Genomic DNA, 12,544 nt, shown 5'->3' with positions numbered 1-12,544 from the left:
CTTCCGTGACCCAGCACAAGCAGCACACCGTCATCGACAGCCCGTACGGCGCCCTGACCCTGGTCGCGACCGACGGCATCCTGAGCAACCTCTACATGACCGACCAGCGCCACCGCCCCGGCCAGGAGACCTTCGGCGAACGCGACGACCGCCCCTTCGGCGCGGCGGTGGACCAGCTGGAGGCCTACTTCGCCTCCGAGTTGAAGGACTTCACCCTCGAACTCCACCTGCACGGAACCCCGTTCCAGCGCAGCGTCTGGGAACAACTCCTGCGCATCCCCTACGGCGAGACCCGCTCCTACGGCGACCTCGCCGAGGCCCTCGGCAACCCCGGCGCCTCCCGCGCGGTGGGCCTCGCCAACGGCAAGAACCCGATCAGCATCATCGTCCCCTGCCACCGCGTCGTGGGCTCCGACGGCAGCCTGACCGGCTACGGCGGCGGTCTGGAACGCAAGCAGCGACTGCTGGACTTCGAGCGCGGGGCGGCGCTCTTCTAGGGCCCTACACGTCGGCCGGCTGCTCCCGGAGTCGTCGCAGCAGTTCGGGCAGCGCCGTACCGATCGGTTCCCGTACGACCTCGTCGGCGACTTCGTCGTACGGGGTCGGCTCGGCGTTGACGATGATCAGGCGGGCTCCGTGCTCCGCGGCGACACCGGCCAGCCCCGCGGCGGGCTGCACCTGGAGGCTGCTGCCGACGGCGATGAAGACCTGGCAGGCCTTGGTGATCGCGACGGCCTCGCCGAGCACGACGGGGTCGAGGCGCTCGCCGAACATCACCGTCGCGGACTTCAGGATTCCGCCGCACGCCGGACAGGCCGGGTCGTCCTCCCCGGCGTCGAGCCGCGCGAGCACGTCGTCCATGGGGCCGCGCACCTGGCACCGGGTGCACACCACCTGCCGTGCGGTGCCGTGCAGTTCGAGCACCTTGCGGGCCGGCATTCCGGCGAGCTGATGCAATCCGTCGACATTCTGCGTGATGACCCGCACCGGCACCCCGGACTTCTCCAGTTCGGCCACCGCGAAATGCGCGGCGTTCGGCTCCGCCGCGAGCGCCTGACTCTCCTTGCGCATCAGCCACGACCGGCGCCGAATATCCGGATCGCTCATGTAGTAGTCGTACGTCACGAGCTTTTCCGCCTCGGGGTCACGGCGCCACAACCCGTTCGGGCCGCGATAGTCCGGAATCCCCGAGTCGGTCGAAATACCTGCGCCACTGAGAAGCGCCACGAGGGGCTTGTTCATGCGGCCGAGAGTAGATCGGCGGGGTGGGGCAGGGCGAGCGGTTATGTCAGCCCTCGCCTTCGCCCCCGCCCGTCTCCTCCTCCTTCGGCTGCACCGGCCCGAACGGCTCGATCTTCGGGTTGGCGAAGGGCCCCTGGTACGCCCCCTTCGCCTCCGGCGCTCCCGGGAGCCTCGCCGCGGCCTCCTCGGTCACCAGCAGCGCATAGGTGCCGTGGGCCGGGTCCACGGGGACCAGGCCGTACGCCGTGTCGACCTCGTCGTCGGCGAGGCCGAGACGGCGCCGGGCGTCCGCGAGCGCCGCCCCCGGCGGCAGGGTCACGGTGATGAGGACGGTCGGGCGCTCGGGAGCCATGGGTCTCCTACAGGCGGGCGTTGGTCTTGCCGAGCCGGCGCACCGCGTCGACCAGCGACGGGGTGTTGATGATGCCGTACCCGTAGTCGAAGTCGTAGCCGTGCCCGCCCGCGTCGTGCGCGGACCGGCGGATCAGCGTACGCATCCGGGACGGCGACAGCTCCTTCACCGACACCTTGCCGCGTACCGCGGCGACCACACCCGCCGCGACCGGACAGGCCGCCGAGGTCCCCGAGTCGGGGCTGTTCTGGCCGAACGCCTTCGAGCCGCTGAAGTGCGTGTACGTGGCGATGTCCGGCTTGCGGACGGCGAGCCGCCCCGGCCCCTGGGACGAGTAGCCGACCCGGGCGTCGCGGGTGTCCACACCGGCCACGGACAGCACGCCCGGGTGCGAGTTCGCCCCGTTGACGGGCCGGCTCGGGAACCCGCAGCGCCCGTCGGGGCACTCCGTACCGCAGTTGCCCGCGGCGAACAGGATGTCCGCGCCGGACCCCTCCAGGGCGGCGACGATCAGGTTGAAGGGGTGGGCGCGGTTGTCGGAGTAGTTGCCCGGGTGCCCCGGCGGGAAGTCCCACGTCGGCTTGAACGACCCCCAGCTGTTGCTGATGACCATCCGGCGCTGCTCGCGCGGCATCTGCTCCAGCAGCCCCCACAGATGCGCGTACGCGGAGATCGCGTCGGAGAGCAGGCCCTCCATCACGGTGGCGCCCTGGCGCTGCGAGAGCAGCACGGGAATGTCGAGGAGCGACGCCTTGCGGGCCACGATCAGCGCGTCGAACGCGCACATCGTGCCGTGGTTCACCGGGAACTGCCCGAAGTCGCCGGTCACACCCGGCGGCTTCCAGCTGCGCGCCGCGTCGACCGTGACGGGCGAGCCGAGGACCTGACCGAGGTGGGCGACGTTGATGCCGGTGTCGACGATGGCCAGCGGAACGCCCGTCCCGTCCAGCCCCTCGCTCTTCAGCGCGTCCGTGACGAGCCGCTGCACGTCGTGCCAGTCGCCGACCGGAGGCGTGTTGCCGCAGGTGGGCATCGTCTCGACGACCGGGTCGGCGGAGACCCCGACGACGTCCGCCCGCCTGCTGCCCAGCATCGCCAGCCGGGCGGCGCCGTCACGGTCCTCGATCTCGCCGCGCACCAGGACGCTCGCCTCCTCGGGAGCCAGCGAGAAGGTGAGCGGCTGGTCCAGCGACAGCGGATCGCCGTCGGGGAACGCCGGCTTGGGCTGCGGCACCGGCACCGGCACGAACTCCGCATCCAGGACGACACCGGGCAGTGAACCGGCGACGTCGGAGGCCGGCGGAGTGCTGACGGACGGATCCACGACGGCCTGGACGACATCGGGTTCCGGGCGCATCTGAACGATTACCCGCATGTTTCCCCCTGTGATCGAATCCGGCGGCACGGCAAACGCGTGCCACCGGTACCTGCGGATAAGGCGAGGAGTCGCACGCTATTGGCGTGGATACAGGGGGTCCATACGCGCAAGGGCGTAGCTTCTGGAACGCGCTCGGGCAGGGTGATTCACGGTGCGGAACACGTGAATCAGCAGGCGTCAGAAAACCCGTCGGCCGTTTTCCAGCTCGGCCGTTCCCGCACCGTCCGCGAGAACGTCCAGCGCGGCCCGCACCCGGCCGCCCAGGAAACCCAGCAGATAGTCGTCCAGCTCCTCCCGCGGCACGAGCCGCCACGACAGCAGCTCCTCCTCCTGGAGCCGGATCGCCTTGAAGTCGTCCTCGCCGAGGACCCCGCCGTCGTACAAGTACGCCACCAGCGGCGGCATGCCCGCCCGGTACACCCAGTCCACGGCCAGCAGCCGCCCGAGTTCGCGGTCCAGGCCGATCTCCTCGAGCGTCTCGCGACGCGCCCCCTGACGCGGGGTCTCGCCGTCGTCCGACTCGATGGTGCCGCCCGGAAGCGCCCAGCCGTCACGGTAGTTGGGCTCGACGAGCAGCACCCGCCCCGCGCTGTCGCGGAAGAGGGCGGCGGCACCGGCCAGGATGCGGGGCAGGCCGGCGATGTACGTGGCGAAGTCCTGAGCGCTGGTCATCTCTGAAGGGTAGTTCCGTCACGGCGCATCACTCACCGTCGATCAACCGCACGGTCCGCTCCGCCAGCTCGCTGATCCGCACCCCGTCGAACCCGAACACCGCGCTGCGCACCGTGTCCTCCAGCGGGTCCTTCCACTGCGCCGGAATGGCCGCCGCGCCGGTCAGCACCCCGGCCACGGACCCGGCCGTGGCCCCGTTGGAGTCGGTGTCCAGTCCGCCGCGGACCGTCAGCGCGACGGTCCGGGTGAAGTCGCCGTCGCCGTAGAGCAGCCCGGCGGTGAGCACCGCGGCGTTCGGGATCGTGTGGATCCAGCCCAGCCCGGCGGTCTCCGCGGCGACCGTCGTCAGGGTGTCCTCCCAGGCCATCCGGGTGTCGTGCAGGGAGATCACCCGGCGCACGGTCCGGGCCAGCCGGCTGCTCGCCGGTACGACGGTCAGCGCCTGGTCCAGGGCCTGCCGCACGGTCGCCGCCGTGAACGCCGCCGACACCAGCGCCGCCGCCCACATCGCCCCGTACACGCCGTTGCCGGTGTGCGAGAGCACCGCGTCCCGCCGGGCCAGCGAGGCCGCCCGGCGCGGCACGCCGGGGCAGGTCCAGCCGTAGATGTCGGCGCGGATCAGCGCCCCGATCCACTCCTGGTAGGGGTTGTCGTAGGTCGCCGTCAGCGGCGGCTTCAGCCCGTTGGCGAGATTGCGGTAGGCGGCCCGCTCGGCGGTGAACGTCTGGAGGTACGGCAGCCTGAGCAGCCACAGGTCGCCGACCTGTTCGGTGCTGAAGTCGAAGCCGTGGGTCTCCAGCAGGTCCAGGCCGAGGATGGCGTAGTCCACGTCGTCGTCACGGCAGCTGCCGTGGATGCGGCCGCGTACGCACTGGCGCCACTCCGGGCGCAGCTCGAAGCCCTCGCTCTCGCTCGGCGGCTCCGGCAGATAGTCGGTCAGCGGCAGGGCGGCGGCCTGCCGGAGATAGGCGTCGATCCGGTCCCGCGTCCACAGGTCGCCCTGCTCGACCGGCTTGCCGAGCATGTTGCCCGCGATCCGGCCCAGCCAGCCCCCGAGGACGCGGTCGGCGAGCTCTGGTGCGGTGCCCACAGGGGTCATAGGACCGGTTTACCCGATTCCGGGCCCCTGCACAGCGGGGGCGCAGCAGCTTCTCAAGGTCCGGGCAGGGCATGACGGCGAGGGCGGGCTCCGGTTATGGTCACAGCGGCGCGACTGGCCCCGACGTGCGTCGGGCCCGGAGAGCAAGGGGATGGCAAGTGGCTGACGCTGCAGGCAGGGGCACGGAGAGGGTGCTCATCGCCGCGGACAAGTTCAAGGGATCGCTGACGGCCGTGCAGGTCGCCGAGCGGGTGACGGCCGGGCTGCGCCGGGTCGTGCCGGATCTCGTCGTCGAGGCGCTGCCCGTGGCCGACGGCGGCGACGGCACCGTGGACGCGGCGGTCGCGGCCGGTTTCGAACGGCACGAGATCAAGGTCGCCGGGCCCCTCGGCCAGGAGGTCACGGCCGCTTTCGCGCTGCGCGGCGACACCGCCGTGGTGGAGATGGCCGAGGCCAGCGGCCTCCAGCGGCTCCCGAAGGGCGTCTTCGCCCCCCTCACCTCGTCCACCTACGGCTCCGGCGAGCTGCTGCGGGCCGCGCTCGACGCGGGCGCCCGCACCATCGTCTTCGGCGTCGGCGGCAGCGCCACCACCGACGGCGGCGCCGGCATGCTCACCGCCCTCGGCGCCCGGTTCCTGGACAGGAACGGCGAGCCGGTCGCCCCGGGCGGCGGCGGCCTCGCCGAGCTGGCCGCGGCCGACCTGTCCGGCCTCGACCCGCGCTTCGCCGACGTGGAGCTGGTCCTCGCCAGCGACGTCGACAACCCGCTGACCGGCCCGAAGGGCGCGCCCGCGGTCTACGGCCCGCAGAAGGGCGCCTCCCCGGACGACGTGGCGACCCTGGACGCCGCGCTCGCCCACTACGCGCGCGTGCTGGAGGACGCGGTCGGCTCCCGGGCCGCCGAGTACGCCGCGTCACCGGGCGCGGGCGCCGCGGGCGGCATCGGCTACGGCGCGCTCCTCCTCGGCGCCCGGTTCCGGGCCGGCATCGACGTCATGCTCGACGTCCTCGGCTTCACGCCCGCGCTGGAACAGGCCGACCTGGTCATCACCGGCGAGGGCTCCCTCGACGAGCAGACCCTGCACGGCAAGGCCCCCGCGGGCGTCGCCGCCGCGGCCCGCGCCGCCGACAAGGAGGTCGTCGCGGTGTGCGGCCGCCTCACCCTGCCCCCGGAGGCCCTCGGCAAGGCCGGCATCCGACGGGCCTACCCGCTCACCGAGGTCGAGCCGGACGTGGCGAAGTGCATCGCGGACGCCGGCCCGATCCTGGAACGGGTGGCGGAACAGATCGCCCGGGACTTCCTGAGCTGACCCCACCCAACCGCCTGGGACGAGCCGCCGGGGCTCACCATCTGGGGTGGGCCTCTGGGGCTCACCTCCAGGGACGGGTTGCTGGGGCTCACCTTCTGCGGTGGGTCTCCCGGGCTTACCTCCGGGTCCTACCTTCCGGGACGGGTTGCCGGATTTTACCTCCTGGGACGGGCCACCCAGTCCTCCTCCTGGGAAGGCTCCGCGGCCTGCCCACCCCCTGGGACAGCCACGGCCCATCTCCTGTGAACGACCACCTGAAAGGCCCACCTCCCGGGACGGGCCGCCGCGGCGTGAGGCTCACCTCCTGGCGCCGGACAACCGGTACGCGTCCAGCGCCAGCGTCATCTCGATCAGGTCCCGGGGCCGGGCCAGCGACCGCGACGTCAGCTGTTCCAGGCGCCGCAGCCGGTTGAAGACCGTGTTGCGGTGGCAGTACAGCCGCCCGGCGGCCCGGCCCGCCGAACCCTCGCAGACCAGCCACACATCGAGGGTCTCCAGCAGCACGGCCCGGTCGGCCGGCTCCAGTTCGAGGAGGCCGCCGAACACGTCCGACACCAGCCGGTCGGCCAGCTCCGGCTGACTCACCACGAGCGCCGTCGGCATGCGCTGATCGAGACGTACGACGGCGGTACCGTCCGGCGGGCAGGTCCGCAGCGCCAGCTCGGCCAACCGCCGGGCCCGCCCCAGCTCGGCCAGCCCCGGCACCACCGGACTGATCCCGCCCGGTCCCGAGCACCGCCCGTCCAGCACCCGCGCCACCCCGTCCAGCCCCTGACCGGGGGAGAGGGCCACCACCCCCACCTCGCCGTCGGCCCGCATCCGCCAGATGAACCGGAACCCGGCCCCCTGCACCGGCCGCTCGCCCGCGTCCCGCCGCTCGGCCCGCAGCACCACCACCGCGTACGGACCGTGCTCCGGCAGATCCAGCCCCGCCGCCGCCCGCGCCGCGAGCCCCGGCGTCGCCTTGCCCTCCAGCAGCGCGTCGAGCAGCGCCTGCAACTGCTCGTCCGTGCGCCGCCGCAGCTCCGCCTCCGTCGCCCGGTACGCCTCCGACGCGGCCTCCGCCTGCGCGTCCACCGCCGACCACACCATCGTCGTCGACCGCATCAGCGCCGCCAGCCGCTCCGGCTCCCGCCCCGCCGCGCCCTCCACCAGCGCGTCCCACACCAGATAGCCCGCGTTGCGGTAGGCGTGGACCAGCAGGTCCAGGGGCAGCCCCTGCTGGGCGCGGCGCCGCCCCGCGTCCTCGGCGTAGTCCAGGTCGCGGCGGGGCGAGTCCCGCGGCGCGGAGATCGTCTCGATCCCGATCCGTATCGCTTCCTCCGCCTCCCGCCACTGCTGGTCGTACGGCAGCACCTGCGCGTAGACGGGGGAGTGGTCGAAGAGTTGCCTGAGGTGCTCGTCGACGAGCTCCGGCACCCGTTCCAGCAGAGCCGTGCAGGACTCCGCGAGCAGCTTCCAGTCATGACCGGTACGCGGCCGTCGCCCTCCCATGCCCGGAGGATGCCACCTGGGCCCGGCCCCGCACAGGCCCCTGACACGCAGCGTTGTGCGCGCGCACAACCGCGGCACCGGCCCGCTGGGCACCCGCAGCGATTCCGCCGCGGGCCGTGGACGGGGGCTCCCGCCGGTGCTGGGGTGAGCGCCACACCGAGTGAGGACAGAAGGGAAGTCCATGGTCGGATCCGGACTCGTGGTGCGGGACCTGTCGGTCGGGTACGGGCCCGTGCGCGCCCTGCGCCGGGTGTCCCTGGAGGTGCCGGAGGGGGCCGTGGTGACGGTCCTCGGCAGCAACGGCGCGGGCAAGTCGACGCTGCTGCGCGCGATCAGCCGCACGCTGTCCTTCCAGGGCGGCACGGTCACCGGCGGCGAGGTGCGGCTGGGCGGCCGGCGCCTCGACCGGCTGCCGCCGGACCGGGTGGTGGCCGCCGGTGTCTCCCAGGTCCCGGAGGGGAGGCGGGTGTTCGCCCGGATGACGGTCGCCGACAACCTGCGCGCGGGCGCCCTCGGCGGCGACCGCGCGGGCCGCGCCGAGTCCCTGGCCCGCGTCCACGAACTCTTCCCCGTACTGGCCGAGCGCGCCCGCCAGCGCGCCGGGTTGCTCTCCGGCGGCGAACAGCAGATGCTCGCCGTCGCCCGCGCCCTGATGGCCGCCCCCGGCTTCCTCCTCCTTGACGAGCCCGCCCTCGGCCTCGCCCCGCTGATGGCCGAGCGGATCGCCGACACCGTCCGCGAGATCAACGCACAGGGCACCGCGGTCCTCCTCGTCGAGCAGAACGCCGCCCTCGCCCTGCGCCTGGCCACGCACGCGTACGTCCTCGAAGTCGGCGAGGTGACCTTGGAGGGCCCGGCCGCCGAACTATCCGCCTCCGACGAGGTCCGCCGCCGCTACCTGGGCGTGGTCGACGAGGACGCGGCGGCCGACGCGGAGACGGCGGGCGCCCGGACCCTCACACGATGGAAGGGGTGACCCCGGTGGACACTCTCGACGTACGCGGTCTGACCGTCCGCTTCGCCGGTCTCACCGCCCTCGACGACGTCTCCTTCACCGTCCGCCCCGGCACCGTCCACGCCCTGATCGGCCCCAACGGTGCGGGCAAGTCCACCTGTTTCAACGTCCTGTCCGGCGTCTACCGGGCAACCGAAGGCAGCGTCCGCTTCGGCGACCACGAGCTCATCGGCATGCCTCCGCACCGCATCGCCGGCCTCGGGATCGCCCGCATCTTCCAGAACCTCGCCCTGCCGCCGCGCGCCACGGTCGAGGACAGCCTCCTGCTGGGGCGGCACCGCCTGACCCGAACCGGCTTCCTCGCGGCCGGACTTCGCCTCCCCGCGGCCGCCCGCGAGGAACGCGTCCACCGCGAACGCGTCCGCGAGATAGCCGAGTTCGTCGGCATCACGGACTGCCTGGACCGCCCGGCGGGCTCCCTGCCCTACGGGCAGCAGAAGCTCGCCGAACTCGCCCGCGCGCTCTGCATGGAGCCGCGGCTGCTGCTCCTCGACGAACCCGTCGCCGGGATGAACGCCGCCGAACGCCGCCGGACGGCCGCCGTGATCGCGGGAGTCCGTGACGGTCTCGGCATCTCGATCGTGCTGGTGGAACACGACATGGGGGTGGTGATGCGGCTCGCGGACGCGGTGACCGTACTGGACTTCGGGCGCCGCATCGCCGACGGCGCCCCCGCCGACGTACAGAACGACCCGGCCGTCGTAGCGGCCTACCTGGGAGCCGGAACATGAGCACCTTCGCCGAAATCCTCCTCAACGGCGTGTCGTTGGGGTCGGTGTACGCGCTGATCGCCCTCGGATTCGTGGTGATCTTCCGCGCCACCGAGGTGGTGAACTTCGCCCACGCGTCACTGCTGCTGGCGGGCGGCTACGTCACCGCCACCCTCCACGACGACCTCGGCTTCTGGCCCGCGCTGCTGTTCGGGATCGCGGGTGCCGCGCTGGTCGGGGCGGCCGTGGAGTTCCTGGTGATGCGGCGCTACCGGGGCTCCGACCACAGCGTCCTCGCCATCGTCACGATCGGCGTCGACATCCTGCTCACCACCGAACTGACCCGCCGTATCGGCACGGACGTCCTGGCGCTCGGCGACCCGTGGGGCGACGCGGTCCTCCACCTCGGACCGGTGTCCCTCGCCCACACCCGGATCGCCGCGTTCGTCGCGGCGGCGCTGCTCATCACCGGGTTCCTGCTGGTCTTCCGGTACACCTCGTGGGGCGTGGCGATGCGGGCGGCGGCGGAGAGCGCCGAGACGGCCGCGCTGATGGGCGTACGGCTGGGCAGGGTGTCGCTCGGCGCCTGGGCGGTGGCCGGGGGCCTGGCCGCCGTCGCCGCGCTGTTCCTCACCGTCTTCCCGACACCGGGCCTGGAGCGGGCCACGTCACTGGCCGCGCTCAAAGCCTTCCCGGCGGCGATCCTCGGCGGCCTGGACTCCACGACGGGCGCGCTGGTGGGCGGCCTGCTCGTCGGTGTCACCGAGTCGCTGGCCACCGGCTACCAGAGCGATCTGACCTTCCTGGGCCGGGGGTTGGGCGATCTCGCGCCGTACCTGGTCATGGTCGCGATCCTGCTCGTCCGGCCCGCCGGGCTGTTCGGCACGAAGGAGCTGGCCCGTGTCTGAAGCCCTCGTGAGGCCGCTCCGGCTCCTCGGCGCGCGGACGTACCTGTGGACCGCCGCGGCCGTCCTCCTCCTGGCCCTCCCCTTCTACCTCGACCGTTTCTGGCTCCAGGCGGGCCTGTTCGCCATGGCCGCCGCCCTCGGCGCGATCGGCATCAACCTCCTCACCGGCGCCACCGGCCAGCTCTCCATGGGCCACGCCTTCTTCCTCGCCGTCGGCGCCTACGGCTACTGCGTCTTCGCGGCCGACGGCGGCGACGGCCTGACCGGCCTGGGCCTGCCGACCTGGCTCGCGGCCGTGCTGGCGGTGCTGGTGGCCGGCGCCGCGGGCGGCCTGTTCAGCCCCATCTCCGGCCGCCTCAGCGGCGCCTACCTGGGCATCGCCACCCTCGCCCTGGTCTTCATCGGCCAGCACGTGATGTTCAACGCCCACGACCTGACCGGCGGCGCCAACGGCCGCGACGTACCGCCCCTGAACCTCTTCGGCCTCACCTTCGACGATCGCGAACTCCTCGTCGCCGACGTCCCGTTCGGCTCGGTGGAGAAACTCTGGTACGCCGGTCTGCTCGCCCTCCTGGCCGGCGCGCTGTTCGCCCGGGGCGTCCTGCGCGGCCGTCCGGGCCGGGCCATGAACGCCATCCGCGACCATCGCATCGCGGCCGGCGTGATCGGGGTGCCGGTGGCCCGGTACCGCGCCGCCGTCTTCGTGCTGTCCTCGATGTACGCGGGCCTGGCGGGCGTGGTCCTCGCCCTGGTCTTCCAGCGGACCGTGCCGGACTACTTCGGCATCACGCTGTCCCTCGAATACCTCGCCATGATCGTCATCGGCGGGCTCGGATCGGTCTCCGGCGCGGTCGCCGGGGCTGTGTTCGTCTCCCTGCTGCCGCAGCTGCTGACCCGCTACAGCGACGCGCTGCCCCTGGTCTCCGCCCCCGGCACGGGCGGGATCGCACCGGGCGAGGCGTCCCGGTACCTCTACGGCGCCGCCGTCGTGCTGGTGGTGCTGTTCCTGCCCGGCGGCCTGGTCGGACCGGCCGCCCGGCGTCGCACCAGAACCCTCACGGAGGAACGATGACCACCACGACGTACCCGACCAGGGCCGCCGCCGGCGCCCTCGCCGCCCTGCTCCTGCTGGCCGGTTGCAGCTCCAAGGCCAAGGACGACGACAGCGGCGAGCAGTCCGCTGGCGGGGTGAAGACCGCGGAGGGCATCTCCGGCAAGACGATCAGCCTCGGCGCCCTCACCGACATGACCGGCGTCTACGCCACTCTCGGCAAGAGCGTCACCCAGGCCCAGCAGCTGTACGTGAAGCAGCTGAACGCCGCCGGAGGCGTCTGCGGCTACAAGGTGGCCCTCACCGTCCGCGACCACGGCTACGACCCGCAGAAGGCCGTCTCCGGCTACACCGAGCTGGAGCCGAAGGTGCTGGGCTTCGCGCAGTTCATCGGCTCCCCGTTCGTCGCCGCGGTCAAGCAGCGCGTCGACGGCCAGGACAAGGGCCTGGTGCTGCCGCAGGCCTGGTCGGCGGCGCTGCTGGGCAGCCCGTACATCCGGGTCATCGGCTCCACGTACGACATCGAGACGATCAACGCCGTCGACTTCCTGATGAAGGACAAGGGCATCAGGAAGGGCGACAAGATCGGCCATGTGTACTTCGAGGGCGACTACGGCGAGAGCGCCCTGGCCGGCTCGAAGCACATGGCGAAGGAGGCCGGCCTGACCGTCGTCGAGCAGAAGATCAAACCGACCGACAACGACATGACCGCCCAGGTCGCCGCCCTCAAGCAGGCCGGCGTCAAGGCGATCGTCCTCAGCGCGGGCCCGCGTCAGGCCGCCTCGCTCGTCGGCGTCTCCGCGGCGAGCGGCTTCGACGTGCCGGTCATCGGCAACAACTCCGCCTTCGCCCCCCAGCTCCTCGCCACCCAGGCGGGCCCGGCCCTGATGAAGAACTACTACGTGGCCTCGCCCTCGCTCCCCATCGGTGCCGACACCCCGCAGGCGAAGAAGCTCGTCGCCGACTACCGGGCCGCCTACCCGAAGGACGCCCTCGACAACGGCATCGTGGCCGGCTGGACCGCCGCGTCCGCCTTCGGCGAGGCCCTGAAGAAGGCCTGCGCGAACAAGGACCTCACCCGGGCCGGCGTCGACAAGGCCCTGCTCACGATCGACTCCTTCGACCTCGGCTTCGGCCCCGTCCAGAACTTCACCGATCCCAAGGCGCCCTCCTCCCGGGAGAGCGTGATCCTTCAGCCCGACAAGAGCGTGACGGGCGGCATGAAGGTCGTCCGGGAGGCGGAGGCCTCGGAGGCGGCACAGTCGTACACCCCCTGAGAACGCGGAGAGGGCCCGAACCGGAATCGGTTCGGG

13 protein-coding genes are annotated in these 12,544 nt (G+C 72.5%); 7 read left to right on the top strand and 6 right to left on the bottom strand.

Translation table 11 applies throughout. The features are described from left to right. Window positions 1–5: 5 nt before the first annotated feature. On the top strand, window positions 6–497 hold the full coding sequence (locus DI272_RS09515) for a methylated-DNA--[protein]-cysteine S-methyltransferase (RefSeq protein WP_109494929.1): 492 nt from the start codon (window positions 6–8) through the stop codon (window positions 495–497). 4 nt (window positions 498–501) lie between these two features. Here DI272_RS09515 and DI272_RS09510 read toward each other — a convergent pair whose 3' ends face one another. The 5 genes from DI272_RS09510 to DI272_RS09490 form a co-directional block, all read right to left on the bottom strand. Next, a complete protein-coding gene (locus tag DI272_RS09510; protein ID WP_109494928.1) occupies window positions 502–1,242 on the bottom strand; it encodes a Sir2 family NAD-dependent protein deacetylase in 741 nt (246 codons plus the stop codon). 46 nt (window positions 1,243–1,288) lie between these two features. Further along, on the bottom strand, window positions 1,289–1,594 hold the full coding sequence (locus tag DI272_RS09505; protein ID WP_109494927.1) for a hypothetical protein: 306 nt from the start codon (window positions 1,592–1,594) through the stop codon (window positions 1,289–1,291). Between the two features lie 7 nt (window positions 1,595–1,601). After that, complete coding sequence (locus DI272_RS09500; RefSeq protein ID WP_109494926.1) at window positions 1,602–2,969, bottom strand: S8 family serine peptidase; 1,368 nt, start codon at window positions 2,967–2,969, stop codon at window positions 1,602–1,604. A 180-nt stretch (window positions 2,970–3,149) separates the two neighbouring features. Beyond that, on the bottom strand, window positions 3,150–3,644 hold the full coding sequence (locus DI272_RS09495; protein WP_109494925.1) for an NUDIX hydrolase: 495 nt from the start codon (window positions 3,642–3,644) through the stop codon (window positions 3,150–3,152). Between the two features lie 28 nt (window positions 3,645–3,672). Then, complete coding sequence (locus DI272_RS09490; protein ID WP_109494924.1) at window positions 3,673–4,743, bottom strand: ADP-ribosylglycohydrolase family protein; 1,071 nt, start codon at window positions 4,741–4,743, stop codon at window positions 3,673–3,675. Window positions 4,744–4,934: 191 nt separating this feature from the next. Here DI272_RS09490 and DI272_RS09485 point away from each other — a divergent pair, with 191 nt between their 5' ends. After that, entirely contained in the window at window positions 4,935–6,053 is a 1,119-nt protein-coding gene (locus tag DI272_RS09485) for a glycerate kinase (RefSeq protein WP_109494923.1), read from the top strand. Window positions 6,054–6,350: 297 nt separating this feature from the next. On the opposite strand, the gene DI272_RS09480 is transcribed toward DI272_RS09485, so the two are convergent. After that, window positions 6,351–7,547, bottom strand: coding sequence for a CdaR family transcriptional regulator (locus DI272_RS09480; protein WP_109494922.1), 1,197 nt, complete (start codon window positions 7,545–7,547; stop codon window positions 6,351–6,353). A gap of 181 nt (window positions 7,548–7,728) precedes the next feature. Here DI272_RS09480 and DI272_RS09475 point away from each other — a divergent pair, with 181 nt between their 5' ends. Genes DI272_RS09475 through DI272_RS09455 form a run of 5 tightly spaced genes read left to right on the top strand, consistent with a single transcriptional unit; the run spans window position 7,729 to window position 12,508 of the window. Continuing rightward, on the top strand, window positions 7,729–8,523 hold the full coding sequence (locus tag DI272_RS09475; RefSeq protein ID WP_109494921.1) for an ABC transporter ATP-binding protein: 795 nt from the start codon (window positions 7,729–7,731) through the stop codon (window positions 8,521–8,523). Continuing rightward, window positions 8,511–9,293, top strand: a complete 783-nt coding sequence (locus tag DI272_RS09470; protein ID WP_109494920.1) for an ABC transporter ATP-binding protein — start codon at window positions 8,511–8,513, stop codon at window positions 9,291–9,293. Before DI272_RS09475 ends, DI272_RS09470 begins: the two co-directional genes overlap by 13 nt. Further along, a complete protein-coding gene (locus DI272_RS09465; RefSeq protein ID WP_109494919.1) occupies window positions 9,290–10,180 on the top strand; it encodes a branched-chain amino acid ABC transporter permease in 891 nt (296 codons plus the stop codon). Before DI272_RS09470 ends, DI272_RS09465 begins: the two co-directional genes overlap by 4 nt. Then, a complete protein-coding gene (locus DI272_RS09460) occupies window positions 10,173–11,252 on the top strand; it encodes a branched-chain amino acid ABC transporter permease (RefSeq protein WP_109494918.1) in 1,080 nt (359 codons plus the stop codon). Before DI272_RS09465 ends, DI272_RS09460 begins: the two co-directional genes overlap by 8 nt. Beyond that, window positions 11,249–12,508 carry an ABC transporter substrate-binding protein gene (locus tag DI272_RS09455; protein ID WP_109494917.1) on the top strand — a complete coding sequence of 420 codons (1,260 nt, stop codon included), beginning with the start codon at window positions 11,249–11,251 and terminating at the stop codon, window positions 12,506–12,508. Before DI272_RS09460 ends, DI272_RS09455 begins: the two co-directional genes overlap by 4 nt. Window positions 12,509–12,544: the final 36 nt, after the last annotated feature.

The sequence above is a fragment of the Streptomyces sp. Act143 genome, from assembly GCF_003143935.1.
GTDB lineage: Bacteria > Actinomycetota > Actinomycetes > Streptomycetales > Streptomycetaceae > Streptomyces.
The sequence above is the reverse complement of the archived record's forward strand: the minus strand, read 5'-3'. Positions and strand labels throughout refer to the sequence as shown.

Excerpts from the sequence above, each read along its gene's own strand:
- DI272_RS09510 (WP_109494928.1), bottom strand. The coding sequence starts at position 1,242 with ATGAACAAGCCCCTCGTGGCGCTTCTCAGTGGCGCAGGTATTTCGACC.
- DI272_RS09505 (WP_109494927.1), bottom strand. The coding sequence starts at position 1,594 with ATGGCTCCCGAGCGCCCGACCGTCCTCATCACCGTGACCCTGCCGCCG.
- DI272_RS09500 (WP_109494926.1), bottom strand. The coding sequence starts at position 2,969 with ATGCGGGTAATCGTTCAGATGCGCCCGGAACCCGATGTCGTCCAGGCC.
- DI272_RS09495 (WP_109494925.1), bottom strand. The coding sequence starts at position 3,644 with ATGACCAGCGCTCAGGACTTCGCCACGTACATCGCCGGCCTGCCCCGC.
- DI272_RS09490 (WP_109494924.1), bottom strand. The coding sequence starts at position 4,743 with ATGACCCCTGTGGGCACCGCACCAGAGCTCGCCGACCGCGTCCTCGGG.
- DI272_RS09480 (WP_109494922.1), bottom strand. The coding sequence starts at position 7,547 with ATGGGAGGGCGACGGCCGCGTACCGGTCATGACTGGAAGCTGCTCGCG.
- DI272_RS09475 (WP_109494921.1), top strand. The coding sequence starts at position 7,729 with ATGGTCGGATCCGGACTCGTGGTGCGGGACCTGTCGGTCGGGTACGGG.
- DI272_RS09470 (WP_109494920.1), top strand. The coding sequence starts at position 8,511 with ATGGAAGGGGTGACCCCGGTGGACACTCTCGACGTACGCGGTCTGACC.
- DI272_RS09465 (WP_109494919.1), top strand. The coding sequence starts at position 9,290 with ATGAGCACCTTCGCCGAAATCCTCCTCAACGGCGTGTCGTTGGGGTCG.
- DI272_RS09455 (WP_109494917.1), top strand. The coding sequence starts at position 11,249 with ATGACCACCACGACGTACCCGACCAGGGCCGCCGCCGGCGCCCTCGCC.